Origin of the sequence: Paenibacillus sp. FSL M7-0896, assembly GCF_037975415.1 — a bacterium.
Taxonomy (GTDB): Bacteria; Bacillota; Bacilli; order Paenibacillales; family Paenibacillaceae; genus Paenibacillus_AQ; species Paenibacillus_AQ silagei.
Genome location: NZ_CP150250.1, coordinates 5,357,154 through 5,377,877, shown reverse-complemented (window position 1 = coordinate 5,377,877; position 20,724 = coordinate 5,357,154). Strand labels below are relative to the sequence as shown.

Below are 20,724 nucleotides of genomic sequence, written 5' to 3'. Positions count from 1 at the left end.
AAAAGAACGGAAATGCTCCCTTAAAGCAAGAAGCCATATCCGTTCATTTCTATATATATGCGTTAGAGCGGCAATTCCATCTCAAATATCGTCCAATAGCTGAAGCCCGTAAACGTCAGGATCATATACCCCCAAAAGAGCAGGATGTAGGTCTTTTCCGTAAACTTCATGTACCCCAAAATCACAAAAAAAGCGGTTTGCAAAAAGAATAACAGGGCCATTTCCGTGAGATTGCCGGCAAAAGCCATAAGTCCGATGGTAAGTGTAAAAAATCCCAATACGCGAAACATGCGGTCCAAGAGAGGGTCCCCCTTCCAATATGAATCCGGCTAACAGCTGCTTTAACTTTATTATAACGGCTCTCCAAAACACTGTAAACGAATTCATTGAAAAAAATACAAAATTTCATAAAAAATATGATTTTTATTATTGACACAAGCCTTTTGTTTCGAAAAAGAGAATTTATAGCAAAGGTAGTATGAGGTGCAGACAAATTGGCAATACAAATTAGTATCAAATAGATTCTATGAACTCTAATAGAGGCATAGAAATGGAGTAAGCAGCTTTTATCCCTATTCACTACCCGGCGGAGCTGCCGGTTCTGAAGATGGTTATTTCATGATGTTGTTAGGAGGGTTAGGCTTTATGACAGCCGTTAGACAGGATGCTTGGAGTGCAGAAGATGATCTGATATTGGCAGAAATAACGCTGCGTCATATCCGCGAGGGCAGCACACAGCTTGCTGCTTTTGAAGAGGTGGGTGAAAAAATCGGCAGAACGTCGGCTGCCTGCGGTTTCCGCTGGAACAGCTGCGTGCGCAAAAGCTACGAGGATGCCATCGGTATTGCTAAAGGCCAGCGCCAGAAACGGAGCTATCTGAAAAAACAGCCTGCTTCGCGCGGGGCGCAGGTAGCCGGACTGATTCTTGGTGACATTGAGGAAGACTACAGCCGCAGCGAAGGATTAAGCGAGAACAGCTTGTCCATCGATGCCGTCATCCGCTTTTTGCGGCAATGGAAAGGAACGTTTCAGGAGGCTGGAAGACAGCTTAAGATGCTGGAGCGCGATCTGCGGGAGAAGGAAGAAGAGCTTTCAGAGCTGAGAGTGGAGAATGAACGCTTATCCAGAGAGGTTAATCTTGCCCAGAGCGATTACCGTGTGGTCAATGATGATTACAAGGCACTGATCCAGATTATGGACCGTGCCCGCAGGCTGGCTTTTCTTAATGAAGAGGATGAAGAGAAGCCCCGATTCAAAATGGATGCGAACGGAAACCTGGAACGGATTGAATAGAAGATTTATGTAGCAAGCCCTGCGTCCGAGTGCGTAACAGCAACGGATTAGCAGGGCTTTTTGTTTTGCTTTTGCAGAGACAAGCAGGATATAATTAGGAAAATTATTGGTGCTTAGCATGGCAGGGGGCAGGGTTAGTGAGAATAGATGTGATAGGTGCGGGGTCACTGGGGCTGCTGCTTGCAGGGCGGCTGATCGCCGGTGGGGCTGAAGTACGGATATGGTGCAGGGGGGAAGAGCAGAGCAGGGCACTATCCGAACGGGGGCTGACTGTCAGCTATGAAGATGGCAGGGAGGCAACACAGCTTCCAGGCGGGAGTTTCTCCGCTGCACCGGTAGAAGAATATACACAGCGTCAGCTCGCCGAGCCCGGGGAGGTTACGCTGTTAACGGTCAAGCAGAAGGTGCTTCATGAGGCTCTGCCTGAGATTCTCCTGCCGCTCAGAGACAGAGAGCTTGTAATCATAGGCTTTCAGAACGGCTGCGGACATCTGGAATTGCTCAGGGGGCTGCTGCCGCAATCATCCATCTGGGCGGCTGTAACGACAGAGGCGGCAAAGAGGAAAACATTAACAGAGGTTATTCATGCCGGCAAAGGGGAAATATGTATAGGGAAGAGCAGCTCTCCTATAAATATTCATGAAACTGACCGGCAGGCATCTGAGCCTGCGGCGATAATTAGTTTCATAGAAGCTCTTGCCTCAGCAGGATTTCACGCTTCTCTGTCGAAAGAAGTGGATACCATCATTTACCGGAAGCTTCTGATCAATGCTGTCATTAATCCTCTAACCGCCATTTGGCGGGTCCGGAACGGCGAATTACTGGCCTCCGCTGCACGTGTACAGCTTATGAAGGAACTGTATACAGAGGCAGCCGGGATATTAGAGGCCTGCGGGATTTCCCTGGAGCACGGTGCCTGGGAGGCCATTCTTGAAGTGTGCCGCGCGACCTCGGGCAATACATCATCGATGCTTGCTGATGTACTTGCTGCAAGGGAGACGGAAATCCGCTGGATTAACGGAAGCATTGTAGATATGGGGCTGCGGCAGGGCGTTCAGGCTCCGCTGCACCGCTGGATCTGCGGACTGGTAGAAGGCATGACTGTGAGGGAGGGGTGAGGCTGTTTGGAATTTCTCCGGAATTCGTTCGGCGTGTTAAGCGTTATTCCGATTGTTCCTTTTTTGATTGTGTATTTCGCAGGAATCGGGCTGAGGCATGATAAGAGGAAAACGATGATGCTGGCGATGGACGTAACTACTTTATTTTTATTGCTGTCAGTTTCGGGACTGTTTAATATTATTTTTGACTCAACCTTTGGATTCTTTCTTATACTACTTATTGTATTAATATCCGCCGGACTGATTGGCGGCGCGCAAAACCGCCTCAAAGGAGGGGTGGACGGAAAACGGTTACTTCGTGCTGTGTGGCGGCTTTCTTTCTTTTTCCTGGGCGTAGGTTACGTATTATTTATGGTGGTAGGCCTCATTCAATACATATCACAAGCGATGTAACGTTCCATTGCTCCGGTGAAGCGTCAACGTCACAAAATTTTAAAGAATTAAAAAAAACTCGTTTTCAGAAAATATTGCTCTAGATTTTTTTGACCACTGGTTGTATAATCATAAACCATATACCACATTCTATTTAGGGGGAACTGCTAGATGAAGAAGAGTAAAAGTCTATTGCTCATGATTGCAATAGTTCTGGTGATCGGCACAGTGCTTGCTGGCTGCGGCGGAAACAAGAACAATGCGAACAGCGGCACCAATGCAGCGGCGACGACTGCACCAGAGGGCAGCACGAACACAGGAACAACAGGTGACGAGAAGCTGGCTGCTGACCAGACACTTAGAGTCAACCTGACTGCAGAACCACCTACGTTTAACCCTGCACAAGCTCAGGACAGCCAAGCCAACACCGTCCTGAAGACAATGTATGAAGGCTTGACCCGCATGAATGATGAAACTGGCCAAGCTGAGCCAGGTATTGCCGAGAAGTGGGATATTTCCGCTGACGGACTGGTATATACGTTCCACCTGCGTGATGCGCAGTGGAGCAACGGTGACCCTGTAGAGGCTGCTGACTTCGTTCGCGCATGGAAAATCGTGCTCGACCCTAACACAGATCCTACTGCACCTTACGCTTATCAATTGTACTACCTGAAGAACGCTGAAGAATATTATGGAAAGAAAATTACAGATTTCAGTCAAGTGGGCGTAAAAGCTGTAGATGCGAAAACTCTTGAAGTTACGCTGAAAGCTCCAACTCCTTACTTCCTTGGACTTCTGTCCTTCTATACTTATTACCCTGTACACAAATCCGTTGAGGGTAATGCTAAATGGGCTACAAGCAAAGACACTATGATCACTAACGGCGCGTTCACACTGACTGAGTGGACTACCGGCCAATCCCTGCAAGTAAGCAAGAACGATAAATACTGGGATGCTGCCAACATCAAGCTGGCTAAAATCGACTTCTCCCTGGTTAACAGTGGAGCAACTGAACTCTTGAGCTACAAGAACGGCGAGCTTGACCGCGCTGGTGCACCTCACGGTGAAATCCCGCAAGAACAGGTGCCAATCGTACAGAAAGAGCTTCCTAACGAATTCCAGAGAAAAGGTATCGCAAGTACCTACTACTATGAATTCAACATCACCGAAAAACCGTTCAATAACGTTAAAATCCGTAAAGCATTGGCTATGACTGTTAACCGTCAATCGCTGATTGACAACGTAGCACAGGGCGGACAACTTCCGGCATTCGGGTATGTACCTCCAGGTATCGCGGGCGCTGACGGTGAATACCGTACTGCAGTTAAAGACGATTACTTCAAAGAAGATACAGAAGAAGCTAAAAAATTGCTGGCAGAAGGTCTTGCTGAAGAAGGCCTGACTGCACTGCCACCGGTTGAATTGTCTTACAACACAAGTGAAGGCCACAAGAAAATTGCTTTGGCTGTAGCTGATATGTGGAAAAAAGCTCTGGATATCACTGTTAACACGGTGAACCAGGAGTGGGCAGTATTCATCGACAACCGTCAGAACCTGAACTACCAGATCGCACGTGCCGGCTGGACTGCGGATTACAATGATCCAATGACCTTCCTGGATATGTGGGTAACAGGCGGCGGTAACAATGATACTGGTTATGCTAACCCTGAGTACGATAAGCTGATCCAAGAAGCCAAAACAAGCTCTGATCTGGCAAAACGCCAAGAATTGTTTGCTAAGGCTGAGAAAATGATCATTCAGGATGACATGATCCTGATTCCGTTCTACTACTACACCAACAACTCCCTGACTAAAGAGTACCTCAAAGGTGTAACTCTTGACTTCAGCGGTGCAATTGACTTCACTCGCGCTTACCTGCTCGAGCACTAAGAATGACAGAACCTTCAGCTTATATAACTGAATAGTGATAGTCTGAAGGGAGCTTTACACTTCGGGATATATATGTGGAATTCCATATATATCCCTTTTTTTTGCATTTCGGGCATTTTGTTAAACATTTCACGAACTTACAAAATAAGAAATTAGACAAATGGCCATTTTTTTCATAAAATCTAATTATGTGTCTTAAAAAAAGTCAAAGGAGGTGTTGATGGGGATGGTTCGTTATATTGCCAATAAGTTTTTCTATATGCTTGTCTCGCTGTTTGTGCTGATTTCAGCGACCTTTTTTCTGATGAAAGCTATTCCGGGGGACCCGTTTACTTCTGAAAAGAAGATTCCACCAGAAATAAAAGCGCGTTTATACGAGCAATATGGATTGGACAAGCCGCTCTATCATCAATATTTTAAGTATTTGGGTGAAATCGCCCAGGGCGATCTGGGTGTATCCATGAAGCGTCTGAATCAGGATGTAACACATCTGATCGGTCAGACATTCTCGGCGTCTCTGAAGCTGGGGCTTATCGCAATTCTTGTGTCTGTTATTGTCGGAGTCTTCCTCGGCATGATGGCGGCACTCTATCACCGCAAGTTTATTGACAGTGCAGCAATGGTGCTGGCGGTGCTGGGGATTGCGGTTCCGAGCTTTGTAGTCGCCTCGCTGCTGCAGTATGTGTTCGCCTACAAATTTCATATGTTCCCGGTCTCCGGGTTCAAAGGGCCGATGTATTATGTCTTGCCTGTAACCGCGTTATCGGCGCAGCCTATAGCCTTCATAGCGAGGCTGACGCGCTCCAGTATGCTGGAGGTCCTGCATGCAGATTACATCAAGACAGCTAAGGCGAAAGGCCTAAGCTGGGCAGCCATCTTGAGCCGCCACGTGCTGCGTAACGGAATTCTGCCGGTGGTAACCTATATGGGACCTATGACGGCTAACATCGTAACCGGTTCGGTCGTTATTGAGCAGATCTTCGGTGTCGGCGGGATCGGCAAGCAATTTGTCGAAGCGATTGGCGTCCGTGATTATACCGTTATTATGGGGATTACCATCTTCTATGGTGTACTGCTTATGGTAGCGCGGTTTATCACTGACATTGCTTATGTGTTTATAGATCCGCGTATCAAACTATCTGGCGGAAAGGAGGGCTAACGAGTGGCTTCTGATAAAAACTTGGTATCGCAGGATGCGAACCTGAAACCGGAAGATTTCCGTAAGGTCGGAGTTGATGAACGGCAGGCTGAAGTCATTCAGCGCGAAAGTCTGTCCGCCTGGCGGGATTCCTGGGAACGTCTGCGCCAGAATAAAATGGCAATGACAGCTCTGGGGGTTCTTGGACTGATTGTACTGGCTGCAATAATTGCGCCGTTCTTCTCAAAGTTCAATTACTACTCTAACGATTTGCTCAACACGAATAAGCCCCCATCATCCGACCACTGGTTCGGTACAGATGATCTGGGACGCGATATCTTTGTCCGTACCTGGTACGGCGCACGAATCTCACTGATTGTCGGCCTTGCCGCTGCTGCCATTGACCTTTTCATTGGGGTCATCTACGGCGGAATCATGGGTTACTTCGGTGGCCGTGTAGACAATATCATGAATAAGATCTCTGAAATTCTGTACTCCATTCCATACCTGCTGGTAGTTATCCTGCTGCTGGTCGTACTTGAACCAAGCCTTGGTACCATTATCCTGGCGCTGACGATAACGGGCTGGATTACGATGTCCTGGATTGTGCGCGGGGAGATTATGCAGCTGAAGAACCGTGAGTTCGTATTGGCTTCGCGTTCGATGGGTGCAGGGTCCAAGCGTCTGCTGTTCAAGCATCTTTTGCCGAATGCTGTAGGACCGATTATTGTAACGATTACGCTGTCCGTGCCGAATGCCATCTTTGCCGAAGCGTTCCTGAGCTTCCTCGGTCTTGGTGTACAGGCCCCGGTAGCTTCACTCGGTTCGATGATCAATGACTCGCTGACCGGCTGGCTTTACTATCCGTGGCGTTTCCTGTTCCCTGCGATTCTTATCAGTTTAACGATGCTTTCCTTTAATATTTTTGGTGACGGCCTGCGTGATGCGCTTGATCCTAAGCTGAAGAAATAGATATTAACAATGGTGGAACCCATGCGGCAAAGATATTGGCATGATATTTCAAGACCCGATGACTTCTTTGAACCCAATGATCCAAGTGGGCAATCAGATAACCGAAGTTTTGATTAACATCAGAATATGCTAGCGGCCGAAGCGAATCATTAAGCTGTTGAAATGCTGAAGCTAGTAGGCATTATGAAAGCGTAGGCTCGCTTTAACCAATATCCCCACGAATTCTCCGGCGAAGTGCAGCAATTCGCTTGGGATCTCCATCATCCTGAATACACTGAACCCCGGCGTAGTTGCCGGGACGGTTATCGTAATACACCAAGGGTCTTGTGCGGCACTGCAGCACAAGACCCGAAGAAGGGCGAGCCGGTGATTCCGATCATCGGAACTTCCCCGGATCTGATTAAGCCGCCGGTCAGTTATCCGTTCACAGTGTACTGCAGCGAAGCAGTGCCTCCTGTGAAGGAGTTGATTGATCCCGGCATCACAGAGTTCAGTGATACGCTTATAGCGCACTGCTGGAATCTGCATTCGATGGCCAAGGAGGTGCAGTTCGTTTGAGTAAGAATCTGAGCAAGAATCTGATTGAAGTAGAAGGTCTTAAGAAATATTTCAATGTGGGCAAAGGAAGAGTTCTTAAGGCAGTTGATAATATTAGCTTCTCGATCCGCGAAGGCGAAACCCTGGGGATGGTAGGGGAGTCCGGCTGCGGCAAGACTACTGCTGGCCGTACCGTTCTCCGCTTGTATGAGCCGACTGCAGGAAGCGTGAAATACAATGGTACGGATATCTACAAATTGTCCGGCGGCAAGATGAAGGCTATGCGCCGTGATATGCAAATGATTTTCCAGGACCCGTATGCCTCGCTTAACCCGCGGTTCACGGTGTCTGATATCATCGGTGAAGCACTGGATATTCACAATCTGGCCGGAAGCCGGCAGGAACGCAAGAAGCGGATTGAAGAGTTGCTCGATATGGTTGGACTTAACCATGACCATGCCACCCGTTATCCGCATGAATTCTCCGGCGGACAACGCCAACGTATCGGGATTGCCCGTTCGCTCGCCGTGAACCCTAAGTTCATCGTCTGTGACGAGCCGATCTCGGCACTCGACGTATCCATCCAGGCGCAGGTCGTTAACCTGCTCAAGGAGCTGCAGGATCGTCTTGGACTTACTTATCTCTTCATCGCGCATGACTTGTCCATGGTTAAGCATATCAGTGACCGTGTGGCCGTTATGTACCTGGGCAAAATGGTAGAGCTGGCGGAAAGCGAAGAATTGTATGCTAATCCGATCCATCCATATACCAAATCTCTGCTCTCGGCGATTCCGGTTCCAGACCCAGAGGTTGAAGCGAACAAAAAACGCATTCATCTGCATGATGAGCTGGGCAGTCCGATTTATGCTGCCGGCGAGAAAACAAATGACAGCGATTATGAACTGGTTGAAGTGTCCAAGGGACATTTCGTAGCCAAGCAATTTGCCTAAACTTAAAATGGCAGGCGGAACGTAGGCGGGAGCATTCAGCTCTCGCCTATTCTTTCAATTTACGGATATCCTTCAAAAGGATGGCGTATATTACTTTGACGCCACACTCAACTTTGGATACAATCATAAAGGGTTTACCGATTTATGAATTACATATAGCAGCAGGTTATTGCAGAACAAGGAGGCCATTATCGATGAACGTTGTACCGGAACCACTGCCGGGCGGATCTGCGCTCGCCAGTGACTATATACATCAATACGAAGCAGTAGGACATTTGTATGGCGGGGACTTCCGCAGCCCGGAGAGCCGGGCTGAACGAGCAGCGTGGCTTGATCGTACAGGAAGCTTGCGGGCAGACCGCGCAGAGGTTGTATCGTACCTGCGCAGCTACAACGGGAAACACAATACCCATGAAGCCGTCCTCCGCTCGATAGAATTGCTGGAACAGCCGGATACCCTGGTGGTGACAGGCGGCCAGCAGAGCGGCTTGTTCACAGGTCCTCTATTCGTGGTCTATAAGGCCATTACTACCATTCAGGCGGCCCGGGAGGCAGCGGCCCAGCTTGGCCGGCCGGTCGTTCCGCTGTTCTGGATTGCGGGTGAGGATCATGACTGGGATGAGGTCAATCATACGTTTGTGCTGAACCGGACAGGCGAAATTACCCGCATTAAGCTGGATAAAGGCGAAGGTCCCCGGTCCTCGGTCAGCGAGATCCAGGTAGATACCGAGAGCTGGCTTCAGGCGGTTACGCAGCTGGACGGCTTATTGCAGGACAGTGAATTCAAACCGCAGCTGATGGACCTGGTTACGGCTGCATCCACGGGCGCCGGGAATATGACGGAGGCGTTTGCGAAGCTAATGGGGTCTTTGTTCGGCAAATTCGGACTGATTCTGCTGGATTCTGCTGATCCTGCCCTGCGCAGGCTGGAAGCGCCCATGTTCGCTTCCATGATTGAGCGGAATGACGAGCTGGAGGCAGCTTATCTTGCCGCAGCTGAACGGATTACGGCCAGCGGATATGAGCTGCAGGCTGATGTGACGCCTGGCAATGCGAATCTTTTCTATATCCATGAGGGTGCACGGCTTCTGCTTCATAAGGTGGAGGGACGGTTCACAGACCGGAAGGCTACTGTCTCGTTCTCCCGTTCCGAGCTGCTGGAGCTGCTGGAGAGCCATCCCGAACGGTTCAGCAACAATGTGTTAACCCGTCCGCTGATGCAGGACTATGTACTTCCTGTACTCGCTACGGTGCTTGGACAAGGGGAGATGGCTTACTGGGCCATTCCGCATCAAGCCTTCAGGGTGCTGGACGGACAGATGCCGCTGATTATTCCGCGCATGTCTTTTACAGTGATTGAGGGAACGCTTCGCAAGCATATGGATAAATACGGTTTGTCCTTCACGGATGTACAGACGGGTCTGGATGATAAACGCAAAGCGTGGCTGAACGCTCAGGATGAGCTGAAGCTCGAAGACAAATTCGAAGAGATCAAGACGGCCTTCTCCGGGATGTATGAGCCGCTGATCGAGCAGCTTGGCAGCATTCAGGCAGGTCTGCTGAAGCTGGGTGGCAATAACAAGGATAAGATTATCGACCAGATCTCCTTCCTGCAGGGCAAAGCTCTGGATGCGATGGAGAAACAGAATGAGGCTGCACTTCGCCAGTGGGAACGGATCGAGCTATCGCTAATGCCGCTGGGTAAGCTTCAGGAGCGTGTCTATAATATGATGTATTATCTGAACCGGTACGGGCTGGAATGGCTGGAGGAATTGATGGCTGTGCCTGCTGACTACAGCGGAACACACCGTATTATTTATATGTAAGCAAATTATTCTAGGGGGTCCTACCATGAGTTCATTATCTAAGCAAAACAGTATTGTTGCCGATATGTCGCTTGCACCCGAGGGGCATCTCAAAATCGACTGGGTTCGCCAGCATATGCCGGTACTGAACCGTATCCGTGAGCAGTTCGAAGCCGAGCAGCCGTTCAAGGGGCTCAAGGTATCGATCACCCTTCACCTGGAAGCTAAGACCGCTTATCTGGCCAAGGTAGTGCAGGCTGGTGGCGCTGAGGTAACAATTACAGGGTCCAACCCGTTATCTACCCAGGATGATGTGTGTGCTGCGCTCGTTGAGGATGGCATTACCGTATTTGCCAAGTACAATCCTTCTCCGGAAGAGTTCAAGGCACTGAACATCCGGGCACTGGAGAGCAAGCCGGATCTCATTATCGATGACGGCGGCGATTTCGCCACTCTGCTGCACTCCGAGCGCCCCGACCTGATGGAGAATATCCGCGGGGGAGCTGAGGAGACAACGACCGGTATTATCCGACTGAAGGCGCTGCAGAAGCAGGGCATGCTGAAATTCCCGATGGTGGCGGTAAATGACGCTTATTGCAAATATTTGTTCGATAACCGTTACGGTACAGGACAGTCGGCATGGGACGGTATCGTCCGCACCACCAACCTGATTGTGGCCGGCAAGACCGTAGTTGTGGTGGGCTACGGCTGGTGCGGTAAAGGTGTAGCAATGCGGGCCAAGGGTCTTGGAGCGAATGTGATTGTAACGGAAGTTGATGCGATCAAGGCGGTAGAAGCCCACATGGACGGATTCCATGTCATGCCGATGCTAGAAGCTGCGAAGCAGGGTGATTTCTTCGTTACAGTCACAGGTAACCGGTATGTGATCCGCGGTGAGCATTATGATGTGATGAAGGATGGCGCGATTCTCTGCAATGCCGGACATTTCGATGTGGAAGTCAACAAGCCGGAACTGGCCGAGCGCTCGGTGTCCCAGCGGACGGTGCGCAAGAACATCGAAGAGTATCAGCTGAAGGATGGACGCAAGCTGTACCTCCTGGCCGAAGGACGTCTGGTGAATCTTGGCGCAGCTGATGGTCATCCGGCAGAGATTATGGATACCACCTTCGCACTTCAGGCATTGTCCCTTAAATATGTGAATGACAATTATAAGAGCATTGGTGTCAAAGTGGAGAATGTTCCCTATGAGCTGGATGAGCAGGTAGCGCGTTACAAGCTGGAAAGTCTGGGGATATCCATCGACAGCCTGACACAGGCGCAAGTCGAGTATCTGGACAGCTGGAATCTGAACGACTAAGGATATGGATCTGCACGAGCCCGGAGCCAATCACATTGGCCCGGGCTTTTGCGTGTCCGCAGGGGATGCAGGAATAGCCTCTTGACAAACAAGAAAAAATTACCTTGCTCCGGAAAAAGGTTTTTGATTTTTAATGGCGAATCTATTATGCTTAGGTGGTGAAAAGTGGGGCAAAGTGGGGAATCGGGATGTAGAGGTGGGAATAGATCATGTTTATGGGGGAATACCAGCATACCATTGACGATAAAGGACGGATCATTATCCCGGCCAAATTCCGTGACATGCTCGGAACCTCCTTCGTGGCGACCCGCGGCCTGGACTCCTGCCTGTTTGTTTATCCCATGGAAGAATGGGGAATCATGGAGCAAAAGCTTAAAAGCCTTTCACTGATGAAATCGGATGCCCGTGCCTTCAGCCGCTTTTTTTTCTCGGGAGCGACTGAGTGTGTATGGGACAAGCAAGGCAGAGTGAATCTGCCGGGAAACTTGCGGCAATATGCCAAGCTGGACAAGGACTGTGTTATTCTGGGCGTTTCGAACCGGGTGGAGATCTGGAACAAAGAGCTATGGGAGCAGTACTTCGAACAGTCAGAGGAATCGTTCAACGAAATCGCCGAGAAATTGGTGGATTTCAATTTTGATCTATAAAACATAACATTTCGAATTACTGCCTTGGAGGGATGCAGCTTGTTTCACCACATCACGGTACTAAAAGAAGAAGCGACAGAAGGGCTGCACATCAAGAAGGATGGCCTATATGTAGATTGTACGCTCGGGGGAGCCGGGCACAGCGCCCTTATCGCATCCAAGCTTAGCGGCGGGGGACGGCTGATCTGTCTGGATCAGGACGACTGGGCGCTGAACAATGCGAAGGAGAAATTATCCGGATACGGCGACAAGGTGGTGACCGTCAAGACCAACTTCCGCGATCTGGAGCAGGTGCTGAAGGGACTGCCGTTTGTTCCGCAAAAGGACGGAGTTCCCCAAGTAGACGGGATTCTCTTTGATCTGGGTGTATCCTCTCCGCAGTTTGATGAAGGGGAACGAGGCTTCAGCTACAATCATGATGCCCCGCTGGATATGCGGATGGACCAGTCGGCGCAGCTGAGCGCGGCGGATATCATTAACACCTGGAGTGAGCAGGACATTGCCAGGGTGCTTTTCCAATATGGAGAAGAGAAATTCTCACGGCGGATTGCCCGGAAGATTGTAGAGCGCAGGGAAGAACGCCCGGTGGAGACCACCGGAGAGCTGGCCGAACTGATTAAAGAAGGCATTCCTGCGGCGGCAAGAAGGACCGGGGGACATCCGGCGAAGCGGAGCTTTCAGGGGCTGCGGATTGCCGTCAATGATGAGCTGGGAGCTTTTGAGGAAGGCCTGCATGCTGCTGTACGTTGCCTGGCGCCTGAGGGCAGGGTATCCGTTATTACCTTTCACTCGCTGGAGGACCGGATCTGCAAGCAGATCTTCAGCAGCTATCTAAGCCGTTGCACTTGTCCGCCTGACCTGCCGTACTGTGTATGCGGTGCCGAAGGCACCCTGAAGCTAATTAACCGCAAGCCAATTGTGCCGGGGGAAGAAGAGCTGGAGCTTAACTCGCGTGCCCGTTCAGCCAAGCTGCGTGTCGCAGAGAAATTGTAGATGACGATAAAGGAGAATCAGAGATGGCTTATACCCGCGGAAATTTAGCAGTTCAACCAAAGAGAAAAGAAGAGGCAAACCCGCTGTACCGTGAGAAAACGAAAGTTGTCACCAGGCGCAGAGTGCTGCCGCTGCAAGAGAAGCTGTTGTACATGCTGACGCTGGGAGCCTTTATTCTGGTAGCAGCCTCCCTGATCTGGCGTTACGTCCATATTTACGATTTGAATATGCAGGCCCAGAAGCTGGACAGCGAAATCGCTAAGAACAAAAAGCAAATTGCCACCTATCAGATGGAGAAGCAGACGCTGGAGCAGACAATCGTCCCGCGGGCGAAGGAAATGGGCTTTGTGGTCCCTTCTGAGGAGTCTACTATCTATGTTCCGCTTAGCAGCCAGGCTACTGACAAAGCCGGTAAAAAATAGCGATGAACGGCAATCGCAATAATAGAGGTTGTGAGGTACCTTATGGTTAAGAGAATCAAACTTCGCACGCTGTTTATAGGAGGGTGTATTACCCTCTTTTTTCTTGTTTTAGTCGCCAGAGTATTCTGGATCCAGGTTCTGCAAGGCAAGGAGTGGCAGGAGACCGCAGCTAAGCAGTGGGCTCATACTTCAACCATCAAGGCTGTCCGCGGGGTGATCGAAGACCGTAACGGCAATGTTCTGGCCAGCGATGTGCCGGCCTACACGGTGGTGGTTAACCCAGAGGTCATTGCCGAGAAAAAGATCGGTGAAGAGGTGATTCAAGGCCTGCATGAGCTGCTTGGTAAGCCGGTGGATGAGCTGAAGAAGCTGGTGGAGGCCAAGAATGAAAAAGGGAAATATCTGACGAACCGGGAAATCCGTAATGAGGGCTGGAAAATCGATGAGGAAATGAAAGATAAAGTGACGGCTTTCGTTGAGAAGCTCAAGAAGGAGCATAATACGCTGGAGACCGGAGTCGGACTCGTCCGGGAGCAGAAGCGCTATTATCCGAAGGGTTCGCTCGCTGCACATATTCTGGGATATACCGACAGGGACGGCAAAGCGATGATGGGACTGGAAAAGCTCCTGAACAAACAGCTCTCCGGTACGGACGGCCAGCTGAATTACCAGAGTGACGGCAGGGGCATCAAGCTGCCCGATTCGAAGGATACGTTCAAGCCTGTGGTGAATGGAAGCAACTACAAGCTGACGATTGACAGCACGATTCAGTTCTACATTGAAGAGGCTATGAAAAAGGCGTATGCGGAGTATAAGCCGAAGTCGATCAGTGTTATTGCGGCCGACCCGAAGACGATGGAAATTCTGGGTCTGGCGAATATGCCGACCTTTAACCCGAATGAGTATTATGATCTGAATCAGGATGCGGCCGGCTTCTTTAACCATGCTATTATGACGAGATTCGAGCCGGGTTCAACGTTCAAGATTGTACCGCTGGCGGGTGCCGTGCAGGAGAAGCTGTTCAATCCGAATGCCAGTTTCAAGTCTGGTTCCGTCCGAATTAAGGGATACAGCAAGCCTATCTATGATATGAACAGAGCCGGTTACGGAACCATTAGTTTCCTCGAAGGAGTTAAGCGGTCGAGTAACGTTGCGTTCGTCAAGCTCGGTTATGAGATGCTGGGCAAGGAGAAGCTGCTGCAGTATATCACGGATTTCGGGTTCACGGAAAAGACAGGCATTGACCTCCCGGGAGAGGTTAAGGGTATTGTCAACCCTGATCCGAACAGGGCGGTAGAGAATGCGACGCTTGCCTATGGACACGGTAAGCTGCTGGTGACTCCGATTCAACAGCTCACAGCCGTCGCTGCGATTGCGAACGGCGGCAAGCTGCTGGTGCCGCATGTGGTGAAGGAGGTTACCGATCCGAACACCGGCAAGACCACGGTCACCCAACCGGAGGTTGTGCGGCAGGTGCTCTCCGAAGCAAGTGCAAGGGAGACGGGCAGCTATCTGGAGCAGGTAGTGGCAGATCAGCAGCACGGAACCGGCCGGCATGCCTACATTGAGGGATACCGGGTAGCAGGTAAGACAGGTACGGCGATTAAGCCGGATGGTAAGGGCGGGTATGACCGCGATAAGGTTCGCTCCTCCTTCCTCGGTTATGCACCAGCCAATGACCCTAAGATCGCAGTCTTCGTCATTATTGACGAACCTGCCGATGCGGCCGGCGGCGGTGCTGCGGCGGGTCCGGTCTTCAAAGATATCGTCTCCCAGGCGCTTCCTTATATGGGCGTGCCCAAAGCGGGGGATGTCACAGGTCCTGCCGACAAGAAGACGGTGAAGGCCGAGGCTGCCACCCAGCGCAAAGCGCCGGATCTGACCGGCAAGACGGTGAAGGCGGCGAGACAGCTGCTCATTAATCAGGGCTTTGATTTCGAAGCTGTAGGCCAAGGGGCAAATGTGGTCAGTCAGTACCCTGAGAAAGGCACCGCCCTGACCGCCGGGCAGCGGATCTATCTGTTAAGCGAGCAGGGAGAGAATGTGACGCTTCCTGATCTGCGCGGCCAGTCTCTGCGCGATGCCCTGGAGATTCTGAACCTGCTGAAGGTGGGAATCTCTGTTGAGGGAGAAGGCTATGTCACAGAACAGAGCCAGGCCAAGAATAAGGGAAAAACGCAGGTAGCGCTGAAGCTTAGCCCTCTCAATGAATATGGCGAGAATATTCCTGTTGCCTTAGCGGGCGATGCCGAGAAAGAAGAAGCTGCAGAGTAACACCCATATAGGCTTGTTCTAACCCCTGTTTGTCCCGAATAGTCATGAAGGTAAGAGATCATGTCTATGAGTGAAAGCGGGGAGAACACAATGAAGGTATCGAAAGTCGTTAGCCGGCGGAGAATGCTGTGGACGCTGCTGGGACTGGCCGTGTTGTTCGGCGCGCTGGCTGTGCGTCTTGCCTATGTACAATTAACCCAGGGTGAGAAGCTGAGCGAGAGGGCCGAGGATTTATGGCGGCGGAACATCCCCTTCACCGCCAAACGCGGCGAGATCCTGGACAGAGAGGGTGTGGCGCTGGCTTACAACATCAGCTCACCGACGATTTATGCCATTCCTGTACAGGTGAAGGAGAAGGAACAGACCGCGAAGCAGCTGGCTCCGCTGCTCGGCATGACCGAGGAAAAGCTGGTTCAGCTGCTGACCCAAAAGAAGGCCTCAGTGAAACTGCAGCCCGGCGGCCGCAAAATTACGATGGAGCTTGCCGCGAGCATCCGTAATTTGCAGCTGCCGGGCATCGTTGTCGCTGAGGATAACAAACGGTATTATCCCTTCGGGGATCTGGCCGCACATATTCTGGGCTTCACCGGAATTGACAATCAGGGGATTACCGGAATTGAGAGCATCTATGATAAGCTGCTTCAGGGGAGCGCGGGCAATATCTCCTATCTCTCCGATGCGGGAGGCCGGCTGATGCCCGGGTCCTCCGAGAAGTACACCGAGCCGCAGGATGGACTTAGCCTGCAGCTGACTATCGACAAGCAGATTCAATCTATTATGGAACGCGAGCTGGATCAGGCCATGGTGAAATATCAGGCGCAGGGGGCCTGGTCTATTGCCATGGACCCCCGCAATGGCGAGATTCTGGCGATGGCCAGCCGGCCGGGGTATGAGCCGGGGGCTTACCAGGAATACGATGCCGAAGTATATAACCGGAATCTTCCGATCTGGATGACGTATGAGCCGGGTTCCACCTTCAAGATCATCACGCTGGCTGCGGCCTTGCAGGAGGGGAAGGTGGATCTGCAGCATGAGCATTTTTTTGATCCGGGCTACATTGAGGTCGGCGGAGCTAAGCTGCGCTGCTGGAAGAAGGGCGGACACGGAAGCCAGACCTTCCTTGAAGTGGTCGAGAACTCCTGCAACCCGGGATTTGTAGCCTTGGGACAGCGTCTGGGTAAGGATACGCTGTTCAAGTACATCCGGGATTTCGGCTTCGGGAGCAAGACGGGCATTGATTTGAACGGTGAGGCGAACGGAATTCTGTTCAAGCCGGCCCAGGTGGGCCCGGTGGAGCTGGCGACTACTGCATTCGGCCAGGGGGTATCCGTCACGCCAATCCAGCAGATTGCTGCGGTATCGGCAGCCATCAATGGCGGCAAGCTGTATACTCCGCATGTGGCCAAGGCCTGGATTAACCCGGACACCGGGAATGTTGTCTCCGAGACTGAGCCGGAGGAAGTGCGGCAGGTGATCTCGGAGGAGACCTCGAAGAAAGTGCGGGCTGCCCTTGAGAGCGTGGTTGCCAAAGGCACAGGCCGACCGGCATTTATTGACGGCTACCGTGTGGGCGGCAAAACAGGGACAGCACAGAAAGTAATCAACGGCCGGTATTCTCCAACGGAGCATATCGTTTCCTTCATCGGCTTCGCCCCGGCGGATGATCCGCAGATCGTGGTCTATACGGCAGTCGATAACCCGAAGGGAATTCAGTTCGGGGGTGTAGTAGCCGCTCCGATTGTCCAGAATATTCTTGAGGATTCTCTTCTGTATCTGAAGGTTCCAGAGCGTAAGGATCAGCTGCCAAGAACCTATAAATACGGCGAGACCCCGATTGTGACGGTCCCTGATCTTACGGGAGCCACTGTTCAGGATATCTATGAGGATCTGAATATGAATTTCATGCTGGTCCGTTCCGGCACCGGCAATACCGTGATCAATCAGGCCCCGAAGGCCGGGGCAAGAGTGCAGCAGGGCTCTACGATCCGGATTTACATGGGTACGTCAAGTGAACAATAAGACGTATCTTATAATGATTAAGATGGATAATTCACCCAAAATATAAGGATTTTATGCAGAGTGAGGGATAGGTATGTTAATTAAAGAACTCTCTTCTTGTCTGGCTGCTTCCCGTCTATACGGGGACGGAGACATAGAAATATCAGATTTGCAGGCCGATTCACGCAAGGTGGGTCCGGGCGATCTGTTCATCTGTCTGCCCGGACATACAGTGGACGGACATGATTACGCACCTCAGGCTGCTGCCAAGGGCGCGGCTGCCCTGGTCTGCGAACGGAAGCTGGACATTGACCTGCCGCAGATCGTGGTGGATGACTGCCGGTATGCCATGTCTGTGCTGTCCAATGCTTTCTTCGGTTCACCGAGCAGCCGGATGAAGCTGATCGGCATCACCGGTACCAACGGCAAGACCACGACTACGTATCTGATTGAACGGATCATGCAGGATCATGGGGTGAAGACCGGCCTGATCGGTACAATCCAGATGCGGTATGACGGTCAGAGCTATCCGATGTCCGGTACGACACAGGAATCGCTGGAGCTTCAGCGCAGTCTGAATCATATGGCGCTTAAGGGCGTCCAGTGCTGTGTAATGGAGGTATCCTCCCATGCACTTCAGCAGGGCCGGGTAAAGGGGACCGACTACCGCACCGCGATCTTTACGAATCTGACCCAGGATCACCTGGATTACCACCATACGATGGAGGAGTATCGTGCAGTGAAGGGCTTGTTCTTCTCGCGGCTCGGCAACGTGATCTCCCCGTGGAAGGAAGAACGTAAGTATGCCGTGCTGAATGCTGACGATGAAGCCAGCGCCTATTTTGCCGCCCAGACCGCAGCGGAGGTCATTACATATGGTATCGACAAGGCTGCCAATGTCCGGGCATCGCAAATATCGATCACCGCCAAAGGAACTTTTTTCCACGTGGAGACGTTTAAGGGTGAGACGGATATTTCGCTTCGCATGGTCGGCAAGTTCAACGTCTATAATGCGCTTGCGGCTATTACGGCTGCGCTGCTTGAGGATGTGCCGCTTGCGGACATCAAGACCAGTCTGGAGTCGGTTGCCGGCGTGGACGGCCGTGTCGAATCGGTGGATGCCGGGCAGGATTTCGCGGTGATCGTTGATTATGCGCATACGCCGGACGGTCTGGAGAATGTACTGAAGGCGGTATGTGAATTCGCTGCGGGCAAGGTGCTTACTGTCTTCGGCTGCGGCGGGGACCGCGATACGACCAAACGGCCGCTCATGGGCAAAATAGCTGCGAAATACAGCGACCATGTGCTGGTCACCTCCGACAACCCGCGGACGGAGGACCCGCTGCAGATTCTGGCTGATATTGAGGCGGGCCTGCGTGAGGATGGCGTGGCGCGTGAGCGCTATGAGATGATTCCGGACCGGAGGGAAGCCATCACAAAAGCTATTGAAATGGCAAGCCCCGGCGATGTAGTATTGATTGCGGGGAAAGGTCATGAGACCTATCAGCTGATCAAGGGAGTCGTTCATGACTTCGATGACCGCATCGTTGCCAAAGAAGTGATAAGGGGCCGAAGCTATTGATTATTAGAACATTGCATAACGTCGCGGAAATGTGCGGAGGAGAGCTGTCCTCGTCCGAAGCTAAGGATATAGAGATTAAGGGAGTCGTAACCGACTCGCGCAAAATATCGCAGGACTGCCTGTTCGTCCCGCTCGTTGGAGAGAACTTCGACGGCCATCACTATGCGGCCGCTTCGCTGGCTGCAGGAGCTGCCGCTACCCTCTGGCAGAGGGATAAGGGGCCTGCACCCGCAGGCGGCGGGGTTATTCTGGTAGAGGACACTTTAACGGCACTGCAGAAGCTGTCCTCCGCCTATTTGGCCGAGGTGGCCCCCCAGGTGGTTGCCGTAACGGGAAGCAACGGCAAGACGACGACCAAGGATATGATTACGGCATTGCTGGAAGTGCAGTACAAGGTACACAAGACCCAAGGGAACTTCAACAATCATATCGGCCTGCCGCTTACGATTCTCTCCATGGACAGCGATGTTGAGATCGCTGTGCTGGAGATGGGCATGAGCTCACGGGGAGAGATCGCCCTGCTGTCTCTGCTCGCTTCTCCTGACGTAGCGGTAATTACCAATGTCGGCGAATCCCATCTGCTTCAGCTTGGCTCCCGCAAGGAGATTGCCAGAGCTAAGCTGGAGATTGTGGACGGACTTCAGCCGGGCGGGCTGCTGATCTATAACGGGGATGAGCCGCTGCTTGCCGAGGTTCTGGCAGAGCCAGGCTTCCGCACGCCTGAAGGGCTGCTAACCTTCCGCTTCGGACAGTCGGATGACAATGATGATTATCCGACCGGCCTGATGACGCACAGCGGGGGAATGACCTTCACCTCCCTGCAGCATGGGGAGCGGGCCTTCACCCTTCCGCTGCCGGGGCAGCATAATGTAATTAATGCGCTTGCTGCGCTTGCAGTGGCGCGTCATTATAAGGTGACCGATGAGAATATGGCAGAAGGACTAAGCGGCCTCAAGCTGACCGGTATGCGGATTGAGGTTGTTCAGGCGGCAAGCGGGCTGGTGCTCTTGAATGATGCCTATAATGCCAGCCCTACGTCCATGAGAGCGGCGATTGATGTGTTGCAGTCCATGAAATGCAGCGGCCGCAGAATCGCGGTGCTGGGGGACATGCTGGAACTCGGGCCGGAGGAGCTTCAGTTCCACCGGCAGATCGGCAGCTATCTCGACCCGGAGCTGACGGATGATATATTCACCTTCGGGCCGCTGTCGGCGCAGCTTGCGGCGGCGGCCTCGGAGCGGTTCGAGGCCGGGCATATCTATGCTTTTACAGATAAAGAAGCCTTGATCAATGCCTTGACTGCGATGTGCGGCAATGATGATGTTGTGTTGTTCAAAGCATCCAGAGGGATGCGGCTGGAAGAAGTGCTTCACCGCTTGAAAGAACATTCTGAAGCGAATGCTAACTAAAGGAGG

18 protein-coding genes are annotated in these 20,724 nt (G+C 51.8%); 17 read left to right on the top strand and 1 reads right to left on the bottom strand.

All coding sequences use genetic code 11. The features are described 5' to 3' along the window. Positions 1 to 62: 62 nt before the first annotated feature. Entirely contained in the window at positions 63 to 299 is a 237-nt protein-coding gene (locus MKY12_RS23165) for a DUF2626 family protein (protein WP_036724295.1), read from the bottom strand. A 346-nt stretch (positions 300 to 645) separates the two neighbouring features. On the opposite strand from MKY12_RS23165, the gene MKY12_RS23160 reads away from it, so the two are divergent. From MKY12_RS23160 to murF, 17 genes are all read left to right on the top strand, one after another. Beyond that, positions 646 to 1,293, top strand: coding sequence for an RsfA family transcriptional regulator (locus tag MKY12_RS23160; RefSeq protein ID WP_036724294.1), 648 nt, complete (start codon positions 646 to 648; stop codon positions 1,291 to 1,293). Positions 1,294 to 1,430: 137 nt separating this feature from the next. Then, on the top strand, positions 1,431 to 2,411 hold the full coding sequence (locus MKY12_RS23155) for a ketopantoate reductase family protein (RefSeq protein WP_036724293.1): 981 nt from the start codon (positions 1,431 to 1,433) through the stop codon (positions 2,409 to 2,411). 6 nt (positions 2,412 to 2,417) lie between these two features. Continuing rightward, a complete protein-coding gene (locus MKY12_RS23150) occupies positions 2,418 to 2,804 on the top strand; it encodes a DUF3397 domain-containing protein (protein WP_036690228.1) in 387 nt (128 codons plus the stop codon). A gap of 150 nt (positions 2,805 to 2,954) precedes the next feature. Beyond that, complete coding sequence (locus tag MKY12_RS23145) at positions 2,955 to 4,673, top strand: peptide ABC transporter substrate-binding protein (RefSeq protein ID WP_036724292.1); 1,719 nt, start codon at positions 2,955 to 2,957, stop codon at positions 4,671 to 4,673. 226 nt (positions 4,674 to 4,899) lie between these two features. After that, complete coding sequence (locus tag MKY12_RS23140; RefSeq protein ID WP_036724388.1) at positions 4,900 to 5,832, top strand: ABC transporter permease; 933 nt, start codon at positions 4,900 to 4,902, stop codon at positions 5,830 to 5,832. Between the two features lie 3 nt (positions 5,833 to 5,835). Next, on the top strand, positions 5,836 to 6,783 hold the full coding sequence (locus tag MKY12_RS23135; protein WP_036724290.1) for an ABC transporter permease: 948 nt from the start codon (positions 5,836 to 5,838) through the stop codon (positions 6,781 to 6,783). Between the two features lie 324 nt (positions 6,784 to 7,107). After that, the gene (locus MKY12_RS23130) at positions 7,108 to 7,341 is read left to right on the top strand and encodes a hypothetical protein (RefSeq protein ID WP_339311057.1); all 234 of its coding nucleotides are present in this window, start codon (positions 7,108 to 7,110) and stop codon (positions 7,339 to 7,341) included. Between the two features lie 8 nt (positions 7,342 to 7,349). Next, positions 7,350 to 8,270: an ATP-binding cassette domain-containing protein gene (locus MKY12_RS23125; RefSeq protein WP_036724386.1), complete on the top strand. Its 921-nt coding sequence runs from the start codon at positions 7,350 to 7,352 to the stop codon at positions 8,268 to 8,270. Positions 8,271 to 8,464: 194 nt separating this feature from the next. Further along, positions 8,465 to 10,096, top strand: coding sequence for a bacillithiol biosynthesis cysteine-adding enzyme BshC (bshC, locus tag MKY12_RS23120; protein WP_339311055.1), 1,632 nt, complete (start codon positions 8,465 to 8,467; stop codon positions 10,094 to 10,096). Positions 10,097 to 10,121: 25 nt separating this feature from the next. Continuing rightward, a complete protein-coding gene (locus MKY12_RS23115) occupies positions 10,122 to 11,393 on the top strand; it encodes an adenosylhomocysteinase (RefSeq protein ID WP_209871994.1) in 1,272 nt (423 codons plus the stop codon). 209 nt (positions 11,394 to 11,602) lie between these two features. Further along, positions 11,603 to 12,040, top strand: a complete 438-nt coding sequence (gene mraZ / locus MKY12_RS23110; protein WP_036724286.1) for a division/cell wall cluster transcriptional repressor MraZ — start codon at positions 11,603 to 11,605, stop codon at positions 12,038 to 12,040. A 39-nt stretch (positions 12,041 to 12,079) separates the two neighbouring features. Then, entirely contained in the window at positions 12,080 to 13,033 is a 954-nt protein-coding gene (rsmH, locus tag MKY12_RS23105) for a 16S rRNA (cytosine(1402)-N(4))-methyltransferase RsmH (RefSeq protein WP_339250216.1), read from the top strand. Positions 13,034 to 13,056: 23 nt separating this feature from the next. Next, the gene (locus MKY12_RS23100) at positions 13,057 to 13,455 is read left to right on the top strand and encodes a hypothetical protein (protein WP_036724284.1); all 399 of its coding nucleotides are present in this window, start codon (positions 13,057 to 13,059) and stop codon (positions 13,453 to 13,455) included. 42 nt (positions 13,456 to 13,497) lie between these two features. Next, on the top strand, positions 13,498 to 15,729 hold the full coding sequence (locus MKY12_RS23095) for a penicillin-binding transpeptidase domain-containing protein (RefSeq protein ID WP_339250213.1): 2,232 nt from the start codon (positions 13,498 to 13,500) through the stop codon (positions 15,727 to 15,729). Between the two features lie 90 nt (positions 15,730 to 15,819). Further along, on the top strand, positions 15,820 to 17,748 hold the full coding sequence (locus MKY12_RS23090) for a stage V sporulation protein D (RefSeq protein WP_339311051.1): 1,929 nt from the start codon (positions 15,820 to 15,822) through the stop codon (positions 17,746 to 17,748). A 73-nt stretch (positions 17,749 to 17,821) separates the two neighbouring features. Further along, positions 17,822 to 19,309, top strand: a complete 1,488-nt coding sequence (locus tag MKY12_RS23085; protein WP_339311050.1) for a UDP-N-acetylmuramoyl-L-alanyl-D-glutamate--2,6-diaminopimelate ligase — start codon at positions 17,822 to 17,824, stop codon at positions 19,307 to 19,309. Then, complete coding sequence (gene murF / locus MKY12_RS23080) at positions 19,309 to 20,718, top strand: UDP-N-acetylmuramoyl-tripeptide--D-alanyl-D-alanine ligase (RefSeq protein WP_339314960.1); 1,410 nt, start codon at positions 19,309 to 19,311, stop codon at positions 20,716 to 20,718. Before MKY12_RS23085 ends, murF begins: the two co-directional genes overlap by 1 nt. The last annotated feature ends 6 nt before the right edge of the window (positions 20,719 to 20,724 follow it).

Bases quoted from the DNA above. Each gene is read 5' to 3' on its own strand.
- MKY12_RS23160 (WP_036724294.1), top strand. From the start codon at position 646: ATGACAGCCGTTAGACAGGATGCTTGGAGTGCAGAAGATGATCTGATA.
- MKY12_RS23145 (WP_036724292.1), top strand. From the start codon at position 2,955: ATGAAGAAGAGTAAAAGTCTATTGCTCATGATTGCAATAGTTCTGGTG.
- MKY12_RS23140 (WP_036724388.1), top strand. From the start codon at position 4,900: ATGGTTCGTTATATTGCCAATAAGTTTTTCTATATGCTTGTCTCGCTG.
- bshC (WP_339311055.1), top strand. From the start codon at position 8,465: ATGAACGTTGTACCGGAACCACTGCCGGGCGGATCTGCGCTCGCCAGT.
- MKY12_RS23115 (WP_209871994.1), top strand. From the start codon at position 10,122: ATGAGTTCATTATCTAAGCAAAACAGTATTGTTGCCGATATGTCGCTT.
- mraZ (WP_036724286.1), top strand. From the start codon at position 11,603: ATGTTTATGGGGGAATACCAGCATACCATTGACGATAAAGGACGGATC.
- MKY12_RS23100 (WP_036724284.1), top strand. From the start codon at position 13,057: ATGGCTTATACCCGCGGAAATTTAGCAGTTCAACCAAAGAGAAAAGAA.
- MKY12_RS23095 (WP_339250213.1), top strand. From the start codon at position 13,498: ATGGTTAAGAGAATCAAACTTCGCACGCTGTTTATAGGAGGGTGTATT.
- MKY12_RS23090 (WP_339311051.1), top strand. From the start codon at position 15,820: ATGAAGGTATCGAAAGTCGTTAGCCGGCGGAGAATGCTGTGGACGCTG.
- MKY12_RS23085 (WP_339311050.1), top strand. From the start codon at position 17,822: ATGTTAATTAAAGAACTCTCTTCTTGTCTGGCTGCTTCCCGTCTATAC.